Origin of the sequence: Labrys methylaminiphilus subsp. lupini, from assembly GCF_051161885.1 — a bacterium.
In the GTDB taxonomy this organism is placed as follows: domain Bacteria; phylum Pseudomonadota; class Alphaproteobacteria; order Rhizobiales; family Labraceae; genus Labrys.
The window spans coordinates 853,984-876,336 of the sequence record NZ_JBMDIH010000002.1; the positions used below are offsets into that span (position 1 = coordinate 853,984).

The 22,353-nt window shown below is 63.6% G+C and carries 19 protein-coding genes; 16 read left to right on the forward strand and 3 right to left on the reverse strand.

The window, feature by feature from the left end:
- Positions 1-2: 2 nt before the first annotated feature.
- The 9 genes from ACN6KF_RS29635 (at position 3) to ACN6KF_RS29675 (ending at position 8,964) form a co-directional block, all read left to right on the forward strand.
- On the forward strand, positions 3-1,805 hold the full coding sequence (locus tag ACN6KF_RS29635) for a branched-chain amino acid ABC transporter ATP-binding protein/permease (RefSeq protein WP_434960463.1): 1,803 nt from the start codon (positions 3-5) through the stop codon (positions 1,803-1,805).
- Positions 1,798-2,499, forward strand: coding sequence for an ABC transporter ATP-binding protein (locus ACN6KF_RS29640; protein WP_434960464.1), 702 nt, complete (start codon positions 1,798-1,800; stop codon positions 2,497-2,499). The genes ACN6KF_RS29635 and ACN6KF_RS29640 overlap by 8 nt, the downstream gene beginning before the upstream one ends.
- Positions 2,500-2,504: 5 nt before the next feature.
- The gene (locus ACN6KF_RS29645) at positions 2,505-3,029 is read left to right on the forward strand and encodes a thioesterase family protein (protein WP_434960465.1); all 525 of its coding nucleotides are present in this window, start codon (positions 2,505-2,507) and stop codon (positions 3,027-3,029) included.
- A gap of 93 nt (positions 3,030-3,122) precedes the next feature.
- A complete protein-coding gene (locus tag ACN6KF_RS29650; protein ID WP_434960466.1) occupies positions 3,123-4,019 on the forward strand; it encodes an enoyl-CoA hydratase in 897 nt (298 codons plus the stop codon).
- A 37-nt stretch (positions 4,020-4,056) separates the two neighbouring features.
- Positions 4,057-5,220 carry an acyl-CoA dehydrogenase family protein gene (locus ACN6KF_RS29655; RefSeq protein WP_434960467.1) on the forward strand — a complete coding sequence of 388 codons (1,164 nt, stop codon included), beginning with the start codon at positions 4,057-4,059 and terminating at the stop codon, positions 5,218-5,220.
- A gap of 13 nt (positions 5,221-5,233) precedes the next feature.
- Positions 5,234-6,298, forward strand: a complete 1,065-nt coding sequence (locus tag ACN6KF_RS29660; RefSeq protein ID WP_434960468.1) for an acyl-CoA dehydrogenase family protein — start codon at positions 5,234-5,236, stop codon at positions 6,296-6,298.
- Positions 6,291-7,445, forward strand: a complete 1,155-nt coding sequence (locus ACN6KF_RS29665) for an acetyl-CoA C-acetyltransferase (protein ID WP_434960469.1) — start codon at positions 6,291-6,293, stop codon at positions 7,443-7,445. The genes ACN6KF_RS29660 and ACN6KF_RS29665 overlap by 8 nt, the downstream gene beginning before the upstream one ends.
- Complete coding sequence (locus ACN6KF_RS29670; RefSeq protein WP_434960470.1) at positions 7,445-8,047, forward strand: gamma carbonic anhydrase family protein; 603 nt, start codon at positions 7,445-7,447, stop codon at positions 8,045-8,047. The genes ACN6KF_RS29665 and ACN6KF_RS29670 overlap by 1 nt, the downstream gene beginning before the upstream one ends.
- Positions 8,048-8,058: 11 nt before the next feature.
- Positions 8,059-8,964 carry an SDR family oxidoreductase gene (locus ACN6KF_RS29675; RefSeq protein ID WP_434960471.1) on the forward strand — a complete coding sequence of 302 codons (906 nt, stop codon included), beginning with the start codon at positions 8,059-8,061 and terminating at the stop codon, positions 8,962-8,964.
- 219 nt (positions 8,965-9,183) lie between these two features.
- On the opposite strand, the gene ACN6KF_RS29680 is transcribed toward ACN6KF_RS29675, so the two are convergent.
- Positions 9,184-10,767 carry a FadD3 family acyl-CoA ligase gene (locus tag ACN6KF_RS29680; protein WP_434960472.1) on the reverse strand — a complete coding sequence of 528 codons (1,584 nt, stop codon included), beginning with the start codon at positions 10,765-10,767 and terminating at the stop codon, positions 9,184-9,186.
- 216 nt (positions 10,768-10,983) lie between these two features.
- Between ACN6KF_RS29680 and ACN6KF_RS29685 the strand changes: the two genes are divergently transcribed.
- The 5 genes from ACN6KF_RS29685 to ACN6KF_RS29705 all read left to right on the forward strand — a co-directional run bounded on the left by ACN6KF_RS29685 (position 10,984) and on the right by ACN6KF_RS29705 (position 16,621).
- Positions 10,984-11,790: an SDR family oxidoreductase gene (locus ACN6KF_RS29685; protein WP_434960473.1), complete on the forward strand. Its 807-nt coding sequence runs from the start codon at positions 10,984-10,986 to the stop codon at positions 11,788-11,790.
- 193 nt (positions 11,791-11,983) lie between these two features.
- Positions 11,984-13,183 (forward strand): ABC transporter substrate-binding protein, encoded by a 1,200-nt coding sequence (locus ACN6KF_RS29690; RefSeq protein WP_434960474.1) that lies wholly within the window; start codon positions 11,984-11,986, stop codon positions 13,181-13,183.
- Between the two features lie 15 nt (positions 13,184-13,198).
- Positions 13,199-13,975, forward strand: coding sequence for an ABC transporter ATP-binding protein (locus tag ACN6KF_RS29695; protein ID WP_434960475.1), 777 nt, complete (start codon positions 13,199-13,201; stop codon positions 13,973-13,975).
- A complete protein-coding gene (locus ACN6KF_RS29700) occupies positions 13,968-14,681 on the forward strand; it encodes an ABC transporter ATP-binding protein (RefSeq protein ID WP_434960476.1) in 714 nt (237 codons plus the stop codon). The genes ACN6KF_RS29695 and ACN6KF_RS29700 overlap by 8 nt, the downstream gene beginning before the upstream one ends.
- Positions 14,682-14,686: 5 nt before the next feature.
- Positions 14,687-16,621, forward strand: a complete 1,935-nt coding sequence (locus ACN6KF_RS29705) for an ABC transporter permease (RefSeq protein WP_434960477.1) — start codon at positions 14,687-14,689, stop codon at positions 16,619-16,621.
- A gap of 16 nt (positions 16,622-16,637) precedes the next feature.
- Here ACN6KF_RS29705 and ACN6KF_RS29710 read toward each other — a convergent pair whose 3' ends face one another.
- Positions 16,638-18,176, reverse strand: coding sequence for a class I adenylate-forming enzyme family protein (locus tag ACN6KF_RS29710; protein WP_434960478.1), 1,539 nt, complete (start codon positions 18,174-18,176; stop codon positions 16,638-16,640).
- A gap of 99 nt (positions 18,177-18,275) precedes the next feature.
- Positions 18,276-19,031 (reverse strand): SDR family NAD(P)-dependent oxidoreductase, encoded by a 756-nt coding sequence (locus ACN6KF_RS29715; protein ID WP_434960479.1) that lies wholly within the window; start codon positions 19,029-19,031, stop codon positions 18,276-18,278.
- Positions 19,032-19,242: 211 nt separating this feature from the next.
- On the opposite strand from ACN6KF_RS29715, the gene ACN6KF_RS29720 reads away from it, so the two are divergent.
- Together ACN6KF_RS29720 and ACN6KF_RS29725 are read left to right on the forward strand one after the other, a co-directional pair.
- Positions 19,243-20,253, forward strand: a complete 1,011-nt coding sequence (locus ACN6KF_RS29720; RefSeq protein WP_434960480.1) for an NADPH:quinone oxidoreductase family protein — start codon at positions 19,243-19,245, stop codon at positions 20,251-20,253.
- Positions 20,250-22,343, forward strand: a complete 2,094-nt coding sequence (locus ACN6KF_RS29725; RefSeq protein WP_434960481.1) for a 3-hydroxyacyl-CoA dehydrogenase NAD-binding domain-containing protein — start codon at positions 20,250-20,252, stop codon at positions 22,341-22,343. The genes ACN6KF_RS29720 and ACN6KF_RS29725 overlap by 4 nt, the downstream gene beginning before the upstream one ends.
- The last annotated feature ends 10 nt before the right edge of the window (positions 22,344-22,353 follow it).

Here is a 22,353-nt window from a genome sequence, read left to right on the forward strand (position 1 = left end):
CCATGCAGACAGCCCTGAACGTCCACACCGATCCTGTTCCCGTGACGAATGCCAAGGCCAAGGGCCGCTTCAACTCCGATCTTGCGCAGGTCTGGATCGGCGTCGCGCTCATTGCGGTAACCGGTTTCGGCCCCTTGATCGTCGGCAATTCCTACTGGATCCATACGTTCCAGCTGGTGAACATCTATATTGCCGCGGCAATCTTCCAGAACATGCTGTTCGTCGACGCGGGGCAGAAGTCATTCGGCCAGGGCGCCATTCTCGGTCTCGCGGCCTATGGCGCCGCCATTCTCTATGGCTTGCATGGCTGGTCCTTCGCCACTGCGGCCTTGGGTGGTGTCGCCTGCTCGGTCCTGGGCGGCCTGCTGTTCGCCCTGCCGGCGCTCAGGGTGCAAGGCTTCCACCTGGGTTTTGTCACCATGAGCGCGGCTATCGTCTTCCCGCAGCTCCTGGTTACGCTCGATGCCTGGACCAACGGCATCAACGGCATCAACGTCACGGTGCCCGCGCTGACCAATCCGGCCATCCTCGGCATGTCGCCGCTGGCGATCATGGTCGGCGTTCTTCCGATGGTCGCGCTGTTTGCGCATTATGCTGTTCGCCGCTCGAAGCTCGGCCGGAGCATGTTCATCGCTGCGCTTAGCCCCGAGGCGGCTCGCTCCCTTGGCATCAAGCCGGGTGTGATGCGCTTTCTCGCCTTCGTGCTCACGGCGGTCGGCACGGGCCTGTGCGGGATCCTCTATTTGCCCACGGTCGCCTTTGTGAGCCCGCAGGGCTTCAACATCGAGCTGTCTTTCGTGTTCTTCTTCGCCGTCGTGGTGGGCGGGCGCGGCCAGATGCTTGGGCCAATCGTCGGCATCTGGATCGTCTTCATCCTGCCCAATATCCTGCTCGCCCAATTCGTCGAATATCGCCTGTTGATGTACGGCACCTTGACGCTCCTGGCGGTGATGGCCTTCCCGGATGGCATCGTCGGCTCCATCGAGCGCCTGCGTGCGAAACGAAAGCAGCAGGGCGGAGGCGAGCACGCCTTTCGCATCGATGGCTTCCTGGCCGACCTGCAGTCCGGCAAGGGCTCGCGCGAGCCGACCGAAGAGACCGCCATCGAGGTCCGCGGCGGCACCAAGAAGTTCGGCGAGGTTATTGCGGTGAACGCCGTCACGCTCAAGGTCCGCAAGGGTGAGGTGCATGGCCTGATCGGCGCCAACGGCTCGGGCAAGACCAGCCTTCTCAACGTGCTGAGCGGCCTTTCCAGGCTGAACGCCGGCTCCTTCACGATCAACGGCTTCGACGCGACCCGAATGGCCGCCGATCGCATCGCCAATCTGGGCCTGGGCCGTACCTTCCAGGCACCGCGCATCTTCAGCCAGATGTCGCTGTGGGATAATTTGAAGATCGGCATGGATGCCCGGGTCGGCCCCGCGAGCACCAACATTGCGGCACTGGCGAGGACCCTGGAGGAAAGCTTCGGCCAGGATAGCGCCGGCCTGCTGTCGCACGGCCAGCGCCGTTTGGTGGAGGTGATGCGCACGGTGCTGAAGGAGGCTCCGATCGTGCTGTTCGACGAACCGGCCGCCGGTTTATCTCCCAGCGAGCGGGCCAATTTCGCCAATCTGGTCAGGTTCCTCAGCCGGCAGATGGGCAAGACCGTGGTGCTGGTCGAACATGATCTCGATCTGGTGTGGGGCATTGCCGATACCATCACCGTGCTGGATCAGGGCAAAGTGGTTTGTTCGGGCAAGCCGGATGTGGTCGCCAAAGATCCGGCGGTGCAGCATATGTTCGTGAGTCCACGCCATGCTTGAGGTCAAGAACCTGGTCGCCGGCTACGGCACCATTCCAGTGCTGCGGGATGTCAGCCTCATCGCCAAGGCAGGCGAGATCCTGCTCATCGGCGGCGAGAACGGTGCCGGAAAATCGACATTGATGCGAGCGCTTGCCGGCTTCAACAAGCCGGACGGCGGAGAGATCCTGCTTGATGGCAGGCCGATCGGCGGGCTTGCTCCCGAGAGGATCGCGCAATCGGGCCTGCGTCTGGTGCTGGACGGGCACCGCGTCTTCCCGGAGCTCAGCGTCTTCGACAATCTGCGCATGGGAGCGGCGGCTCGCCGCGGTGACCGTGCCGGCTTCAATCATGCCGTGGAGGAGATCTACTCGGTCTTCCCGGTCCTGAAGGAAAAGCACAAGCTCTATGCTCGCGACCTGTCGGGAGGGCAGCAGCAGATGCTCGCGCTTGGGCAGGCCTTCATCGCCCAGCCCAAAGTGTTATTGTGCGACGAACCCTCGATGGGGCTCGCCCAGGCATTGCTCCCGCCGATCCTGGCTTTCCTGCGTCGTTGGGCAGAGACCGGTACCGCGGTCGTCATCGTGGAACAGCATCTGGGAGTAACGGCGCCCTTTGCTGATCGCGCCATGATCATCGAGCGCGGGCAGGTGAAGTTCTCGTGCCTGGCTCCCGAGCTCGACGGCATGCTCGGCGCATCCGTGGCCGCGGAGTAGGCCGGATGAAAGGCGGCATGGACGAGCAGGCCGATAGGACGGTCGCGCTGGCTGGGGGCGATCCGCGGCCCTATGTCAGCTTTCGCGGCGCGGTCGAGCCGCATTGGCTCGATGTGAACCGTCACATGAACGTGTCCTGGTACGATGGCGTGTTCGACAGCGCCGAAAGCGACCTGTTCGATGTTTTCGGCATTCGCGATGCCTATATCCGCAGAACGAACTACAGCATCTTTCGTCTCGAAAAAACTGTTCGCTATGAGCGCGAACTGATGCTGGGTGGGCGGTTGGAAGTGCGCAGCCTCGTGTTGTGGACCGACCTCAAGCGCATCCACCATTTTCACGAATTGTGGAATGTCGACCAGGACTACCGCGCGGCGACGGCCGAGGGGGTGTCGATCCACGTGGATCTGCGATTACGCAAGGCCGCCAAGATTCTCGACGCCGAGGTGACGGCTCCCCTGATCCGGCTTGCCGCCGAACATGGACGGTTGGCGCGCCCGAAGGGTGTGGTGCGGACCTTTGGGCAGTAGGGCTTTGCTAGTCTCTTTGGACGATTGCGGCTTCTGGCGGCGGTCGTAGTGTCCCGCCAGCTAGTAAATTGAATTGTCGGCGGAAATCCTGACATGAGCGATCTGGTGGAGCCGCGTAAGGCAGACATTGCCTATGAGACCGAGCGGCCGGTTCTCTACGAGACCGAGGGGCCGGTTGCCTGGGTGACGATGAACCGCCCCCAGTTTAACAATGCCCAGAACTCGCAGATGACCTACGCGCTCGACGACGCCTTCAAGCGGGCGGTGGACGACGATGCAGTCAGGGTCATCATTCTCAACGGTGCCGGCAAGCATTTTTCGGCGGGCCATGACATCGGCACGCCGGGGCGCGATGTCAGCAAGACGTTCGACCGGCGCCTGATGTGGGCCGATCACGTCAACAAGCCGGCGGCCGAAATGCTCTATACCCGCGAGCATGAGGTTTATCTCGGCATGTGCCGGCGCTGGCGCGACATGCCCAAGCCGACGATTGCGCTGGTGCAGGGGGCTTGCGTCGCCGGTGGTCTGATGCTTGCCTGGGTCTGTGATTTCATCATCGCGACCGACGATGCCTTTTTCCAGGACCCGGTCGTGCGCATGGGCATTCCGGGCGTCGAATATTTCGCGCATGCCTTCGAGCTGCCGCCGCGCGTGGCCAAGGAATTCCTCATGATGGGCGAGCGCATGCCGGCTGCTCGCGCCGAGCGTTTCGGCATGGTCAACAAGGTGGTGGCCCGCGACGACCTCGAGGCTGAAGGCCGCGCCATGGCCGGCAAGCTCGCAGGCCATCCTCGTCTCGGCCTCTGGCTCTCCAAGCAGGCGATCAACCATGTCGAGGACCTGCGCGGCAAGCGCAGCGCCATGGATGCGCACTACCACATGCACCACTTCGCTCATGCTCAGAACGACCTGACCACCGGCAATACGCTGGGAGGGCAGGACGCCAGGAGCATGGCGGCCGCCAACAAGAAGCAGGCCGGCGAGGGATAGGCCCGCCGCCGCCCGCGATCATCGGGAATATCAAGACGTGGACCTGAACTATACCCAAGAACAGAAGGCCTTCCGGCGGGAAGTGCGCGCCTGGCTCGAGACCCATGCACCTCAAAAGCCGCTGCCTTCCTTCGATGCCAGCCGCGAGGGTTTCGAGGCGCATCGCGCCTGGGAGCGTGTGCTGGCTGGGGGGCGCTGGGGCATGGTGACCTGGCCCGAACGCTATGGGGGGCGTGGGCTCGACCTCATCCAGTGGCTGATCTTCGAGGAGGAATATTATCGTGCCGGCGCGCCGTTGCGGGTCAACCAGAACGGCATCTTCCTGTTGGGCCCGACTTTGATGGAATATGGCACGCCTGAGCAGAAGGCGCGCTTCCTGACCGCGATGGCGTCCGGCGACGAGATCTGGGCGCAGGCCTGGTCCGAACCGCAAGCCGGATCGGACCTGGCTGCAGTGCGCTCGACGGCACTTTGGGAGGGCGATAGCTATGTGCTCAAGGGCCATAAGATCTGGTCGTCGCGCGCCGTCTTCGCCGACTGGGCTTTCGGCCTGTTCCGCACCGATCCGGCTTCGCAGCGACACAAGGGCCTGTCGCTGGTCTTCTTTCCCCTGGACGCACCGGGCGTGCGGGTGCAGGCCATCCCGCAGATCGATGGCGAGACCGGCTTTGCCGAGATCTTCCTGGAGGATGTACGCGTGCCGGCCTTCAACCGCCTCGGCGGGGAAGGCGAGGGCTGGGCGATCTGCATGGCAACAGCCGGTTTTGAGCGTGGCCTGATGCTGCGCAGCCCGGCGCGTTTCCAGGTCGCGGCGCGACGGTTGGTCGAGCTTTACAAGGCGCATGAGGCGGACGTCGATGCCACCGTTCGCGCAGCCGTCCTCCAGGCTTGGATGGATGCGGAGGCCTATGCGCTGTCGATCTATGCCACCGCCTCGAGGCTGACGGCAGGGGGCCAGATCGGGGCCGAGGCCAGCACCAACAAGATCTTCTGGTCGGAAATGGACATCGCACTGCACAAGGCGGCCCTGTCGATCCTCGGCGCGCGTTCGGAACTCCTGCGCACGGCCCCCGCGGCGGGCGATGTCGGCCGCTGGCTCGATGGCTATTTCTTCTCTCTGGCCGGCCCGATCTATGCCGGCTCCAACGAGATCCAGCGCAACATCATTGCCGAGCGCATGCTCGGATTGCCGCGCGCCTGAAGGAGGACGAAGAATGGATTTTCGTTTTTCCGAAGAGCAGGCCATGACGGCCGATATGGTGCGCGAACTGCTGGCCGAAATCTGCCAGCCGGCGCATCTGCGTCGCCTGATGGAGGAAGGGGCTGCTCGCGATGCCGGGCGCTGGACCAAGATCGTCGAACTCGGCCTTGCGGGCGCGCTGGTCCCCGAGCAGAGCGGCGGGCTTGGCCTTTCGGCCGTCGATTTCGTGCAGGTTGCCGAGGCATGTGGCCATGCGGGCTTGCCCGAGCCGCTGGTGGAGAATGCCGGGGTGGCGCTGCCGCTGCTGGCTGCTTTCGCCAGCAATGCCCGGGCGGCACGCCTGCTCGAACAGGCGTTGGCGGGCGAGGCGACGGTCACGGTCGCCCATCCCGTCAATCCTTTCGTCGCCGATGCCGACATGGCGAGTGCCGTCCTGGCCGTGCGTGAGGGCGCGGTGCATCTGGTCAACCTCAAGAAAGCGGATGTCGTGGCACAGCCCAGCATCGATCCGTTTCGACGCCTGTTCACGCTTGCCCTCATACCGGATGCCGGGACAGCGATTGCCGATACCGGGCAGGCCGACGTTGGGCTCGCGACAGCGCTCGATCGGGGTGCCTTGTTTGCGGCCGCCCAGTTGCTGGGCCTCGCCCAGCGCTGCGTGGATCTCGGCGTCGTCTATGCCAAGGAGCGCCAGCAGTTCGGCAAGCCGATCGGCTCGTACCAGGCGGTCAAGCATCATCTCGCCACGGCGCAGGTGAAGATCGAGTTTGCCCGCCCGGTGTTGCATGCGGCGGCAGCCGGGCTCGAACGATCGGATGTCCACAGCCGGGCGCGCATCTCACAGGCCAAGCTTGCCTGCGCCGAGGCAGCCGATATTGCTGCGCGAACCTCGATACAAGTCCATGGCGCCATGGGTTATTCCTGGGAAGTGGACGTGCACCTGTTTCTCAAGCGTGCCATTGCCTTGACCCATTGGTGGGGCGGGAGCGCCTTTCACCGCGAACGCGTCGCCGCCCGCGTCTTCGGGACATCGATCGGGCCCGAACATACTTTTGCAGGAGAGGCCGAGAATGCCTGAAGCCTATATCGTCGACGCCATCCGCACCCCCGTGGGCCGCAAGAAGGGTGCGCTCGCCCATCTGCACTCGGCCGATCTTGGCGCCCAGCCGATCAAGGCCCTGATGGCGCGTACCGGCATCGATCCCGGTGCCGTCGACGACGTCGTCTATGGCTGCACCGACACCATCGGGTCGCAGGCGGGCGATATCGCCCGCACCTGCTGGCTGGTTGCCGGATTCCCCGATCACGTGCCGGGGGTGACTGTCGATCGCCAATGCGGATCGGGACAGCAGGCCGTGCATTTCGCAGCGCAGGCGGTGATGAGCGGCACGCAGGATCTGGTGGTTGCCGGCGGGGTCCAGAATATGAACATGGTGCCCATCGGGGCCGCCATGATCGTCGGCGCGCACTATGGTTTCCCTGATCCTTTCAGCACTTCGCCCGGCTGGCTCGCCCGCTATGGCGAGGAGGAAGTCAGCCAGTTTCGTGCGGCCGAGATGATTGCGCAGAAATGGCAGTCCAGCCGCGAAGAGATGGAAGACTTCGCCCTGGAAAGCCACCGGCGCGCCATCGCGGCAATCGACGAGGGGCGTTTCGTCGACGAGATCGTCCCGGTCGGCGACTTTTCTGTCGACGAGACGCCTCGCCGCGACACCTCGCTGGAAAAGATGGCCTCGCTCAAGAGCCTGGTCGAAGGCGGCCGTGTCCACGCCGGGGTGGCCAGTCAGAACTGCGATGCCGCCGCCGCGCTCTTGATCGCCTCCGAACAGGCGCTCAGGGATCACAACCTCAAACCGAGGGCGCGCATCCACCACATCAGCGTTCGCGGCGACGATCCGGTCTGGATGCTGACGGCGCCCATCCCGGCGACGCGCTATGCCCTGGCAAGAGCTGGCATGAAACTCGACGACATCGACCTGTTCGAATGCAACGAGGCTTTTGCCTCCATTCCACTGGCCTGGATCAAGGATCTCGGGATTCCCCGTGACAAGGTCAACGTCAATGGCGGGGCCATCGCTTTGGGACATCCCCTCGGCGCGACCGGCGCGCGGCTCATGACGACGATGCTTTACGAACTCGAGCGCCGCAACGGCCGCTTTGCCCTGCAGACCATGTGCGAGGGCGGCGGCCAGTCCAACGTCACCATCATCGAAAGACTGGGGTGATGCCTGTCTATGCTTTCGAGGGGATCGTGCCGGTCGTGCATCCGACGGCCTTCCTGCATCCGACTGCGGTCCTGATCGGCGATGTGACCATTGGCCCGCGCTGCTATATCGGCCCGGGGGCATCGCTTCGAGGGGATTTCGGGCGGATTACCGTGGTGGGAGACGCCAGCGTTCAGGACAATTGCACGCTGCACACCGGCGCCGGCTCGGATTGTATCGTGGGGCGGGGAGCAACCGTCGGCCATGGTGCGATCCTTCATGGCTGCCGCGTGGGCGAGAACACGCTGATCGGCATGAATTCCGTCGTGCTCGATGGCGCCGTGATCGGCGAGGAGAGCCTCGTCGCGGCGATGAGCCTGGTTAAAAATGACCTGGTGGCGCCGTCTCTCAGCCTGGTGGCCGGCAATCCAGCCAAGGTGATCAAGCAATTGCCGCAGGAGGCCGTCATCTGGCGTAACGACGGCGATGGTGAATATCAGCGCCTTGCTGACCGTTCACTGGCCGGCATGGTCGAATGTGAACCGCTCAGGGCGCCGGAGCCCGGCCGCAGGCGCAATGCCGGACAGGCACGCGCCGTGCGGTTGTCGACACAGGTGAAGTGAGAAAGAACGATATGGCAGGCATCTGCGAAAACCGGGTTGTGATCGTCACCGGTGCGGGCCGCGGCCTTGGCCGCGCTTATGCATTGGGGCTCGCGGCCGAAGGGGCGAAAGTCGTGGTCAACGACCTCGGTGTCGGCACCCATGGCGACAGCACCGGCGAAACGCCGGCACAGCAGGTCGTCGACGAGATCAGGGCCCTGGGTGGCCAGGCCATCGCCAATTACGATGACGTGGCCGATTTCGAGGCGGGTGGTCGCGTGGTGAAGGCCGCGCTCGATACATTCGGAAATTTGGATTGTGTAGTCAATAATGCGGGTTTTGTGCGCGACCGCATGTTCGTCTCCTGCACGCCGGAGGAGTGGGACGCGGTTCTGCGGGTGCATCTGCGTGGTCATTTCTGCATCAGCCGCCATGCCGTCGATTATTGGCGGGCCCGTCAAAAGGCAGGCCAGGCAGTCGATGCGCGTATCGTCAACACTTCGTCGGGCGCGGGGCTGCAGGGCAGCGTCGGTCAGGCCGCCTATTCGGCGGCCAAGGGTGGAATCGCCTCGCTGACGCTGGTCCAGGCAGCGGAGCTGCGTCGGTATGGCATCATGGTCAACGGCCTTGCGCCGAATGCGCGCACGCGCATGACGGAGACAGCCTTTGCCGAGGCGATGAAGCCTGAGCAAGGCCAGTTCGATATCTTTGCGCCGGAGAATACCGCGCCGCTGGTGGCTTGGCTGTGCAGCTCGGCTTCGGCCGAGGTCACCGGCCAGATCTTCGAGTTGATCGGCGGCAGGATCCGTTTGGCGCTTGGTTGGAACGATGGCCCCGAATTCGACAAGGGCAGTCGCTGGGATGCCGTGGAGCTGGGAGCCAAGATCAGGGAGCTGGTCGCGGCGCGTCCTGCCGCCAAGCCGGTCTACGGTTCATAAGGTACAGCATCCCCGAAAACTGTGAGGGCGTGGCCGATCACACGCCCTTGCATCGCGTCAGTGTCGAGAGCGTTTTGCGATTTGACGGAGTCACCAAGAATCGCAAAGATGCGTCGAACCAAAGAGTTAGAGCAAACAAGCGGTCAATCATGAACGCACTTTGCTCCAGCGGACACACGGCCTTCAGCTTCGGTTGCGACTGCAGGAGGCCTGCAATGATCAGGCCTCCTGAAGTAATTCTTCGCGCAGGATGTTCTTGAGAACCTTGCCCTGGGCACTGGTGGGCAGCGCCGGGCGGATCTCGACACTGCGCGGGCATTTGAAATTGGCCATGTTCTCCCGCGACCAGGCGATGATTTCCTGCTCGGTAGCGCCCGTTCCCGGGCGGAGCACCACGAATGCCTTGCCGACTTCACCGAGCTTCTCGTCAGGGACGCCGATCACCGCGACGATGCCGATGGCCGGGTGGGTGCTGAGGATGCGCTCGATCTCGGCGGGATAGCAGTTGAAGCCGCCGGCGATGTACATGTCCTTCAGCCGGTCTTCGATGCGCAGATTGCCGTTTGCGTCGAAATAGCCGATGTCTCCGGTATGCAGCCAGCCTTGCTGATCGATGGTCTTGGCCGTCGCTTCCGGATCGTTGAAATAACCCTTCATCACGACATAGCCGCGAATGACCACCTCGCCAGGCTTGCCATCGGGCAGGAGCTGGCCATCCTCTCCCATGATACGCACGTCGACACCGGGCGCAGGCTTGCCGGCCGTATTGGCAATGACGTCATCGGGGTCGGTCGCCAGGCACATCGTGCCGTAGCCTCCGCATTCGGTGAGGCCATAGCCGTTGACCACGCCGGCAAAGCCCAGCTCCGACCGCATGCGACGGATGAGGATGGAAGGCACGACCGCACCCCCCGTAACGCCCAATCGCAGGCTCGACGTATCGAATTTCGCGAGCTCCGGATGCTGCAGCATGCCCTGGAAGATTGCCGGTGGGCCGGGAATGACGCTGATTTTCTCCATCGAGACGCGTTGAAGGATCTCGCCGGCATCGAAGGTGAGGTGGGGCATCAGCACCGCGCCCCGCATCAGCGATACGATGGCGCCGGAACGATAGCCGAAGGCGTGGAAGAAAGGCGGGATGACGAGAATGCGGTCGTGCTCCTGGATGCCGACCCGCGTCGCCCAGGCATCGATGGCCCTGAGGCACTGCCGGTGGGCATACATTACGCCCTTGGGATAGCCCGTGGTCCCCGATGTGAAGAGCATGTCGCAAAGATCGTCCGGACCAATGTCGGCTTCGCGCGCGGCGAGTTCGGCGTCACTGATCGCATCGCCCGCGGCGACGAAACTCTCCCAATCCTGGTCGCCGCCATGCGGATCACCGAATACGACCACCCGGCGCAGCAGATCGCGTGTTTCCGGCTTTAACTGGTCGGGATAGTAGATGCGCAGGAAGTTGCCGGCTGAGAACAGCACCGAAGTGCCGCTACGCTTGACCAGTTCGGCAATCTCGGTGCCCTTGAAGCGCGTGCTGGCCGGGATCAGGACGGCGCCCGCACTGACAAGACCCAGTGCCGTGGCAAACCACTTCCAGGTATTGGGCGCCCAGATCATGATGCGGTCGCCCTTCTTGACGCCGGCGGCAATCATGGCCTTGGCGACGCGCCTGCGCATCGCATCGAGCTCGATGAAGTTCAGCGTGATGCCGTCCTCGATCGCCATGCGGGTGCCGTAGACCTCGGCTGCTCGTGCGCACAGGGCGGGAATGGTGGTGAACGTCCAGTCCGAGTCTTCGATGATCATCGGTCTACCTGCGCACTCTTTGGTTGTCTGGGTCTTGGGTTGTCTGGATGGTGCGGCCGGGCGGGGTGGCCGGGCAAGCTGGAAAGGGAACATAGGCATTGACCGATGACCAACATCGTCCGAAGGGACGACTTAAGCTGACGGCGATGGAATTATAGGCGTGTAGGAGTGCGCGCAATCGCGTACGTCACCGACAGGCAGGCTGAGAGAAACCAGATGAATGAGGCCCAGCAATCGACCGCCACCGGCTTCGAGGAGCGCGTCGTGATCGTGACCGGCGGCACCAAAGGAATCGGGCGCGCCATCGCGCATGGGTTTCTCGAGGCGGGCGCAACGGTGATCGTATGCGCACGCACGCAGCCCGAGGATTTGCCGCGAAGCGCCGGGCGCCAGGCCCTCTTTCTTCCTTGCGACGTGCGCAACGCCGCTGCCTGCAAGGAACTGGTCGAGCGCGTGGGCGAGGAGCACGGACGCGTGGACGTGCTGGTCAACAATGCTGGCGGCTCGCCGCATGTGGATGCCGCCTCCGCCTCGCCGCGTTTTTCCGATGCCATCGTCAATCTCAACCTGATGGCGCCGATCTACCTTTCCCAGGCAGTCTATCCCTGGATGGCCAGATTGCCCGAGGGGGGCAATATCATCAACATCGCCAGCGTGGCGGGACGGCGGCCGTCGCCCGGCACGGCTGTCTACGGAGCCGCCAAGGCCGGACTGCTCAGCCTGACGACCAGTCTTGCCCAGGAATGGGCGCCTAAGGTGCGCGTCAACGCTATCATCGTCGGCTTGATCGAGACTGAAAAGGCGGACGAGACCTATGGTTCCCCAGAAGCACGGCGGGCGATCGCTGCATCCGTGCCGATGAAGCGCATGGGCAAGGGAGCCGATATCGCCCGCGCCGCACTGTATCTGGCAAACCCGACGGCGACTTTCGTGACGGGGGCGACGCTCGAAGTTCATGGCGGTGGCGAAACCCCGCTGTTTCTCGATCTCATGAAACGCCATGCCAAGGCTGATCCGACCTGACCCCTCCGGTGGCCTGGCGACGGGAGCCGGGCACCGACATCAATAGTCCGCATGGACGATGCTCGCTCCGCGCGCATCCTGTGATCTCTCCCGAGCAGCCGACGCGCCGTTTGCAAAAGGATGGCCTCGCGTCGGTCTGAATGCCGGCATGCATAAGACCGGCAGCCAAGTCATGTTTCCCTGGGAGGGATGAATGAGGAAATGCCTTCTGGCCGCGGCTTTCCTGTTGTCGATGCCGCTCGCCGTGGCCGCACAGGAGGGAGCGAGCGTCAAGCTTGGTGTGCTCAACGACCAGAGCTCGTCCTTTTCCGCCCTCGGCGGCACCGAAGTCGTGGATGCCGTGGCGCTCGCCATTTCCGATTTCGGCGGCAAGGTCTTGGGAAAGCCGATCGAGCTGGTTTCGGCCGATCATCAGAACAAGCCGGAAATCGCGCTCTCCATCGCGCGCGAATGGCTGGAGCGCGACAATGTCGACGCCCTGTTCGACATCGCCAACTCGGCGATTGCCCTGAGCATCAACACGTTGCTGGGCGAACGCAAGAAGCTGGGCTTCTTCATCTCGCCGATGACCGACAGGATGACCGAAGCCGATTGCAACGGCTACGGCCTGGCCTGGGCTTTCGACGCCTATTCCCAGGTGCGTTCCTCGGTGAGTGCCCAGTTGAAGGCGGGCGGGGAAAGCTGGTTCGTCATTTCGCCCGACTATGAGGCAGGCAAGGTGCTCGAGGCCGGCGTGAAGACCGCGGTCGAGGAAGAGGGCGGCAAGGTTCTCGGAACGGTGCGCGCGCCGCTCGGGACGACCGATTTTTCCTCCTACATCCTGCAGGCCCAGGCCTCCGGCGCCAAGGTCCTGGTGCTGACCCTCAACGGGCCGGAGCTGGTCAATGCCTTGAAGCAAGTCCAGGAATTCGGCCTGATCGACCAGGGCATGCGCGTGGCGTTGACGGTGCTGCACCAGTCGGATGCGCGCGCCATCGGCCTCGAAGCGTTGAAAGGCACGCAGTTTGCCGCGGCCTGGTATTGGAACACGGACGAAGCCTCCCGGCACTTCAAGGAAGAGATGCAAAGGAAGACAGGTCATGCACCGGGCTGGGTTGCGGCTGGCGCCTATTCGGCCGTGACCAACTATCTCAAGGCGGTCGAGGCCGCGGGTACGGACGAGCCCAGCGCCGTGCTTGCCAAGCTGCGCGCAACCAAGATCAACGATCTGTTCGCGCACAATGCCATGCTCTGGCCGAATGGCCGGCTGGTGCATGACATGCAACTGCTGGAGGTTCGGGCTCCGGGCGAATCCGCCGACCCGCAGGACGTTTTCAAGGTCGTCGCGACGATACCCGCCAACGTTGCCTTTCGCCCGCTCGACAAGAGCGCCTGCAAGCTGGCCGGCCACTGACTTCGAGGCAGCAAGATGGAAAACGAGGTGCGCGGAGGTGCTGGCGATTACATCATCGAGGCGAAGGGCCTGAGCCGGTACTTCAACGGTTTTGCGGCCGTCGAGGATGTCGGGCTCAAGGTCCGGCGCAACACCATCCACGCCCTGATCGGCCCGAACGGAGCCGGCAAGACGACCACCTTCAACCTCATTACGAAGTTTCTTGCCCCGAGCGGGGGCACGATCCGCTATGACGGCGAAGACATTACCGCGCTGTGTCCCGAGCAGGTGGCGCGCAAGGGCATTGTCCGTTCCTTTCAGATCTCGGCCGTGTTCCCCCGCATGAGCGTGCGCGAGAATGTTCGCATAGCGCTGCAGCGTTCGTCCGGCGCGCCCTACCGCTTCTGGCAGAGCGAACGCAGCCTCGCCCGTTTCGATGAGCGCGTCGATGAACTGCTCGATACGGTCGGCCTGCTCGATCATCGCGATCACGTCGCCGTAAACCTGTCCTATGGCCGCAAGCGCGCGCTGGAAATCGCCACGACCCTGGCGCTGGATCCGCGCATGCTGCTGCTCGACGAGCCGACCTCCGGCCTGGGCCAGGAGGACGTCGAGCGTATTGCGCAGTTGATCGGCGCGGTGTCGGCCAAGCGCACCATTCTCATGGTCGAGCACAATCTGCCGGTCGTTGCCGCCCTGTCGGATACCGTCACGGTGCTCGCCCAGGGGCGCGTGCTCGCCGAAGGTCCCTATGACACCGTGTCGCGCGATCCGCGCGTCATCGAAGCCTATATCGGTGGCCCGGATGATTGAGATATCGAAACCGGTACTCGACGTCGCCGAACTGCACGCCTGGTATGGCGAGAGCAAGGCTCTTCACGGCCTGAGTTTCAAGGTCGGGGAGGGCGAGCTTGTGACGCTCATCGGCCGCAACGGCGCGGGCAAGACCACCACCTTGCGCTGCATCATGGGCCTGGTCCGCAAGAAAACCGGTACCATCGCCTATCGCGGCCGAAACGTCACGGCCGAGGCGCCGGAGATCATCGCACGCCGCGGCATTGCCTATTGCCCGGAGGAGCGGGGCATATTTTCGAGCCTGTCGGTTGGCGAGAATCTGGTGCTGCCGCCGCTCATCGCGTCCGACGGCATGGGCCTGGACGAAATCCTCGCCTTGTTCCCGAACCTGAAGGCGCGCTGGTCTAGCCCCGGCACCAGATTGTCTGGCGGCGAGCAGCAGATGTTGGCCATCGGCCGCATCCTGCGCACGGGCGCCAGGTTGCTGATCTTCGACGAGCCGACCGAGGGGCTGGCGCCGGTCATCGTCAAGCAGATCGCTCGGGCAATCGAGGTACTCAAGGCCAGGGGCTTCACCATTCTGATGGTCGAGCAGAACTTCGCCTTCGCATCGAAACTCGCCGACCGCCATTTCGTCGTCGATCACGGCAGGGTGGTCGATTGCTTCAGCCGTGACGAGCTCGCCGGCAACGAAGGCAAGATCCACGCCTATCTCGGGGTATGACTGCCATGCTGGACCTGTTCGGCATCTCGCCGACCCTCCTTTTCGGCCAGCTGCTGGTTGGTCTCATCAATGGTTCCTTCTACGCCATGATGAGCCTGGGCGTGGCGATCATCTTCGGCATGCTGCGCATCGGCAACTTCGTCCATGGCGCGCAATATATGCTCGGCGCGTTCGGAGCCTGGTTTCTGCTGCGCCTGCCGGAGCTGTTTCCCGGCATCGGCCTGCCATCCGTGGGCTATTGGTGGGCGCTCGTCCTCGTGCCGGTGATGGTTGCCCTCATCGGCTGCCTGACCGAGCGCATCTTCATTCGCCGCATCTACGATCTCGACCACGCCTATGGCCTGCTGTTGACCGTCGGCCTTGCCATGGCGATCGAGGGGGTGTTCAACGTCCATTATGGCGCCGCGGGCCAGATGTACGGTGTGCCCACCTCCCTCAAGGGCGGCCTCAATCTGGGCTTCATGGTCCTGCCGTTCTATCGCGCCTGGGTCATCGTGGCCGCCATCGTCATGTGCTTCGGCACCTGGTACGTGATCGAGCGCACCAGGCTCGGGTCCTATTTAAGGGCCGCGACCGAAAACCCCGATCTGGTCCGCACGTTCGGCATCAATGTGCCACGGATGCTGATGTTGACCTATGGCTTCGGCGTCGGCCTTGCCGGCTTCGCCGGTGTGATGGCCGCCCCGATCTACCAGATCAGCCCCCAGATGGGGCAAAGCATCATCATCACCACCTTTGCGGTCGTGGTGATCGGCGGCATGGGTTCGATCTCAGGCGCCATCGTCTCAGGCCTGATGCTGGGCGTGATCGAGGGGCTGACCAAGGTCTTCTATCCGCAGGCCTCGTCAACGGTGATCTTCGTCATCATGGCGCTGGTGCTGATCTTCCGGCCGGCCGGCCTGTTCGGCAGGCAGACATCGAGCCATTCGGTGACCGACGTCTCGTCGGGCCGTTCGGGCGGCTTCCTGGAAAACGGGCGCCTGTGGCTCGCGATCTTCGCGCTGGGCGGGTGCTTCCTGCCATTCCTGGTCTATCCGGTGCTGGGCATGAAGATCCTGGTGCTGGCGCTCTTTGCCTTGGCCTACAATCTGATCTTCGGTTATGTCGGCCTGCTCGCCTTCGGCCATGCCGCCTTCTACGGGGCTTCGGCCTATGTGACGGCCCATGCGGCCGTGGCATGGGGGCTGCCGCCGGAACTCGCCCTCCTGCTCGGTGTCATGGCGGCCACCGCCATCGGTGCCTTGTTCGGCTGGCTGGCGATATGCCGGCAGGGGCTCTACTTTGCCATGATCACGCTGGCATTGGCCCAGATCGTCTATTTCTACGTCGTGCAATCGCCATGGACCCATGGCGAGGACGGCATCCAGTCCGTGCCCCGCGGCACCCTGTTCGGCCTGGTCGACCTGTCCGATACGCTCAACCTGTATTACGTCACGCTGGCAGTGTTCCTCGCCGGTTTCGCCTTCGTCTATCGCGTCATCCATTCACCGTTCGGCCAGACGCTGAAATCGATCCGCGAGAACGAGCCGCGGGCGATCTCGCTTGGCTATTCGACCGATCGTTTCAAGCTGATCGCATTCACGCTTTCGGCAATGCTGTCGGGCGTGGCGGGCGGCATGAAGGCGATCATCTTCCAGCTCGCCTCATTGGCCGACGTCTATTTCACGACCTCGGCCGATGTATTGCTGATGACGTTGATCGGCGGCGTCGGCACCTTGCTCGGTCCAGTCGTCGGCGCTGCCGTCGTCGTGGTCCTGCAGCGGGAATTGGCAACGCTCGGCGCGTGGGTGGTGGTGGTACAGGGCGTGATCTTCGTGCTGTGCGTGCTCTTCCTGCGCAAGGGCCTCGTCGGCACGCTGGAGGAGTTCCTGGCCAACCGCGCCGAGCGCAAGGCACAGGCCAGCACACAGGCTGCGCCGTCGACGAAGCCGGCGCAATGAACGCGCCATCGACGCCTCACCTGTTCCTGAAATCGTCCAGGCGGTTCTCGTGCAGCGCCGACACCAGTTCGCGCTTGCGGATCTTTGCCGCCTCAACCGGCATGGTGTCGATGAAGTGGATGGCACGCGGTGCCTTGTAGGCCGCCAGATTGTCGCGGCAATAGCGAATGAGCTCCTCGGATGAGGTTTCCTGGCCTTGCGCCTTGACCACGATGGCGACGGGGATCTCGCCCTTGCTCTCGTCCGGCGCGCCGACCACCGCGCACAGGGCGATCGCGGGGTGCTTGTAGAGAAGCGCCTCGATCTCCAGCGGATAGACATTGTGGCCGCCGGCGATGATGACGTCCTTCTTGCGGTCGACGATGAACAGATAACCGTCTTCGTCCAGATAACCCAGATCGCCCGATTTCCATCCGCCATCGCTGAAGGCTTCTTCCGTCGCTTTTTCATCCCGCCAATAGCCCTGGGACACGCAATCACCCGAAATGACGACCTCGCCGATCTCGCCTTGCGGGAGAGGGCGGCCCTCGTCGTCGATGATCAGGATGCGCGAGCTGCCGACCGGAAGGCCGGCGGAGCCGGGCTTGCGGGTGCCGGCGGTGGGCTCCATGACGTTCTGGCCGCAGGTTTCGGTTGAGCCATAGACCTGGGTAACGCGTGCTCCGGACAGCGCCTCGAACCGGCGGATCACGGGCTGGGGCACCGGGGAGCCGCCGGTGACGCACACGCGCAGGGAGGAGAGGTCGTGCTCGTCCGGATCGACCTCATTGACCATGTAGGCGTACATGGTCGGTGTGCCGCCGAAATAGGTCGCCTTATAGCGGCTGATATCGGCCAGCACGCGCAGGGTATCCCAGCGTTCGTGCAATACGATGCTGCCGCCCGTATACACACACAGATTGAGGGTCACCGTCAGGCCGAAATTGGTGAACAGCGGCACCGCGCACAGATAGGTTTCTCGTCCAAAGCGGGTGCGATGGGAGACCATCATATCCCGTAATGTCGAGCATTGGTTGAACTGCGATTGCACGATGCCCTTGGGGGCGCCGGTCGTGCCGGACGTGAAGAAGAGCGCGCAAATGTCCGCGCCGTCGCAGGCCACGTCCTCGAACATCGGCGATGCCTGCGCCATCAAGATGGCTAGATCGTCGGCACCCCCGGTGCCCGAGGCCACCAGGCGATGCGCGAGATCGGGGAATTCATGGCGGATTTCGGCAAAATAGGGCCAGGTCGTGCTGTCGGCGATCAGTGCCTTCATGCCGGTCTGCGGCATGATCTTGCGCAGTTCGGCATGGCGGAACATGGCGCTGAGCGGAGCGGGAATCGCGCCGAGCCTCTGGCATGCCCAAAAGCCGATCGCCATCATCGGCGTACTCGGCAGATAGAGACCAACCCGATCGCCCTTGGCGACGCCGCGCGCTTTGAGCACATGGGCAAGCTGGGCGGTACGCCGGGAAAATGCCGCATAGGTCAGCGTTTCATCGTCGGTCACGATGAAGGTGCGCTCGCCGATGAGGCGCACATTCCGCGCCAGGATCTGGCTCAGGGTTTCCATGATCGTCTACCTGCCCTCGGATGGGATTTGCACCGACTTCAACGCGTGTTCTTCGGCCGGTCATCGTCTGCATAGACTAAGGATCGGCGGAAGTGGCGATCACGAAATCAGAATGCCGCCGTCGATGGGAAGCTGGTGGCCGGTCATGCGCCGCGAGTCGTCGCAAGCCAGATAGAGAGCGGCCCTGGCGACGTCGATCGGTTCGGCGATCCCGAGTAGATAGGCGTCCCATTGCGCCTTGAGATGGGGCTCGCGTTCGAAGAAACCGAGAACGCGGTCGGTGGCGACCGCGCCCGGCACCAGGACATTGACGCGGATCCTGTCCTTGGCGAATTCTACCGCCATCGAACGGGTGAGCGAGATGACACCGCCCTTGGCCGCGGTGTAGGCATCGCGGTTGGGGATGCCCATGGCACCTACGATGGAGGAGCAATTGACGATCGACCCGCCGCCGCATTCCTGCATCAGCGGGATGGCATGGCGGCAGCACAGCCAGGTGCCGAACAGGTCGAGCTTGATGCAGCGCCAGAATTCCTCGACCGGGGTGGTGGTGACCGGCCCATCGGCCGAGCTCGAGCCGCCGGCATTGTTGTAGAGCACATCGAGCCTACCCCAGGTTTCCGCCACCGTCCTGAAGCAGGCCCCGACGCTGTCGGGCAGGGTGACGTCCATCTCGAGATAGCGCGCCGTGCCTCCCCGTGCGTTGATCCCGGCGGCGACTGCCTCGCCCTTGCCTCGGCTGCGGCCGGTGACGGCGACCTTGGCACCCTCTTCGGCGAACAAGTGGGCGGCCGCTTCTCCGATTCCGCCGGTTGCACCGGTGATAATTGCCACCTTGCCTGCCAGGCGGGCCATTGTTCATTCTCCTTCAAACACAATCCGCAAGCTGCGTGTCGAGGCGCGGCCGGCATCGTCCGAATGGATTAAAGGCCTGGAGGGGCGCTCTTTCGGCCCGCGCCCGCCTGAGTTCTCGCGACTAGTCTCATCAGACGATGTTTGGCCCGGGGCCATGTTCCATTGCTTGGACAATGGATGAATTTGGCAAGGCCGGTTCGGCGGTACAGGTATGAAAGCAGTCGTCTGCAAAATGTTTGCGCCGCGGGCGGGGCTCCGGATCGAAGACGTGCCGGAGCCCGTGGCAGGTCCCGGGCAGGTCGTGATCCAGACCCACGCGTGCGGTATCAATTTCTTCGACGGCCTGATGGTCGAGGGCAAATATCAGACCAGGCCCGAGCTCCCCTTCACGCCCGGCAGCGAAGTTGCCGGTATCGTCGTGTCGGTGGGGCTGGGCGTCGAATATCTTGAGATCGGCATGCGCGTGCTCGGCTTTGCCGGCATTGGCGGCTATGGCGAGCAGGTTGCGCTCGATGCCGGGCGGGTATTTCCGATCCCGGCTGAAATGAGTTTTGTCGAGGCCGCCGGCTTTCTCATCACCTATGCCACCTCCCATCATGCGCTCAAGGATCGGGCGCAGCTCAAGGCGGGCGAGACCTTACTCGTCCTGGGTGCGGCGGGTGGTGTCGGCCTTACCGCCGTCGAACTCGGCAAGCAGATGGGCGCCCGCATCATCGCCGCTGCTTCCAGCGACGAGAAGCTCGCGCTCTGCCGCACCCACGGCGCGGACGAGACAATCAATTATGCCAGGGAGGACCTGCGCCAGCGCATCAAGGCCCTGACCGACGGGCAGGGTGTTGACATCGTCTATGATCCGGTCGGTGGAGCCATGACCGAGACGGCGGTGCGTAGCCTCGCACTATTCGGACGCATGCTGGTGATCGGCTTTGCAGCGGGTGACATTCCCCAGATCGCCCTCAATCTGCTGCTTCTCAAGCAATCGGCCCTGATCGGCGTGTTCTGGGGTGCCTTTGCGCGTGCAATGCCTGAAAGGAATGCCGGTAATATCGCCGAACTGATGGATTGGTTCGCCAAAGGCAGGCTCAAGCCGCACATCTCGGCCCAGTATTCCCTCGATCGCTTTGACGAAGCGCTGGATCTCGTCATGGAACGGGCGGTCAAGGGCAAGGTGGTGCTGGTCATGGGCCAGGCGGCGAACAATATGGAAGGAATGCCGGCATGACCGAGTTGCTCGCAAGATCCGTATCGATCGTCCGGCAAGGCGACATCCTGCTTGCGGCTGTCGACAATCCACCGGTTAATGCCCTGTCGTATTCAGTGCGCGCGGGATTGATCGAGGCGGTGAGGATGCTGGAAGGCGATGCGGATGCGCGCGCCATGGCGATCATCTGCCGGGGACGCACCTTCATCGCCGGCGCCGACATTCATGAATTCAACAAGCCTATGGTGCCGCCGCTCCTGGGCGAGGTCATCGACAGGCTCGATGCGGCCACCAAGCCGATCATCGCCGCAATCCACGGCACGGCGCTCGGCGGGGGGCTCGAGGTGGCGCTGGCCTGCAGCTATCGTATCGCGCTCGAAGGCGCTAGGGTCGGCCTGCCCGAGGTCAAGCTCGGCATCCTGCCGGGCTCCGGCGGCACGGTGCGTCTGCCGCGCCTGGTGGGCGTGGAACAGGCGCTGGCGATGATCAGCGAGGGAGGACAGGTTTCAGCGCGTGATGCATGCGAGAGGGGCCTCATCGACGACGTAGTCAGTGGCGATCTCGAGGCTGCGGCCGTCGCCTTCGCCGGGAAGGTGGTTGCCGAAGGCGCCAGGATGCGCCGCACCAGCGATCTGCCAATCCCGGCCTTCGACCCGACCGTACTCGAAGCAAGTCGAGCGTTATTATCTAGGAAATACAAAGGGTTCAAGGCACCTCTTATAGCGGTGGATCTAGTTCGGATGGTAGCCGAAACGCCCGTGGCCGAAGCTATCGCTCGCGAATATCAGACTTGCAGGGAGTTGCTTGGCTCACAGCAGTCGAAGGCGCTGCGCCATGTCTTCGCGGCGGAGCGCGAAGCTTTCAGGATTGACGGTGTCGGCGCTGAGATAAAGGCCCGGGAGGTAAGGAAGGTAGCCGTCGTCGGCCCCGGCGTCATGGGCCGCGGCATCGCCACATGCTTCCTCAATATCGGCATCCCCGTCACACTGGTCGGCTTGTCGGAAGAGGGGCTCGCTACGGCGGTCGGGGCGATCGGTAAAAGCTATGAGAGCCTGGTCAAGCGCGGCGTCTTGACGGCCGAGGAGATGACGCGGCGCATGGGGCTGCTGACCCCGGCCACGACCTATGACGGGCTTGGCGACATCGATCTTGCCCTCGAGGCGGTGACCGAGGATATGGCGGAGAAGAAGGAGGTCTTCTCCAGGCTCGAGGGGGCGGTTCGCGACGATGCGATCCTGGCGACCAACACCTCCTTCCTCGACATCGAGGAACTCGCGGGCAGTTGCAGGAATCCCGGCCGCATGGTCGGCATGCACTTCTTCAATCCGGCCAATGTCATGAAGCTGCTCGAAAATGTGCGCTCCGCGAAAACGTCCTTGGACGTGCTGGCGACCACGATGGCGCTGGGCAAGCGCCTGGGCAAGGTGCCGGTGATGGTCGGCCGCTCGGAAGGCTTTGTCGCCAACCGCATGCTCTCCAAGCGGACGCGGGAAGCCCAGTTCCTGCTCGAGGAGGGGGCGACACCCCTTCAGGTCGACCGGGTGCTCACCACGTTCGGTTTCCCCATCGGGCCGTTCGCCCTGGCCGATCTCGCCGGCATGGACATCATGGCCGCCGCCCGAAGGGCTCGTCTGCCTCGCATGTCGCTGCGCGAGCAGCAATGCGCCATCGTCGACAAGCTGGTTGGAGCCGGCCGGCTCGGCCAGAAATCGGGCGCGGGCTATTATGTCTATGACGAGAACCGCAAGGCTGCCCATGATCCGGCCGTCGACGATATACTCGATGCCCATCGGCGCGAGCGCGGCTTTGCAGCGCGCAGCATCAGCGACGAGGAGATCCTGGAGCGTTGCCTGTTTGCCATGATCAACGAGGCGGCGCGGATCCTGGAGGAGAAGGCCGCGGCGCGGCCCGGCGATATCGACGTCATCTGGACCAGCGGCCTGGGTTTCCCGGCCTATCTGGGGGGGCCGATGTTCCACGCCGACCAGATCGGCTTGGCGAAAGTCAAGTTGGCCCTAGAGAAATATGCCGGCCTGGTGGGCGACGATTATTTCCGCCCTGCCGCTCTCATCGAAAGGCTGGTTGCCGAAGGCCGCGGCTTCCATGGCTGATGTCGCCGCC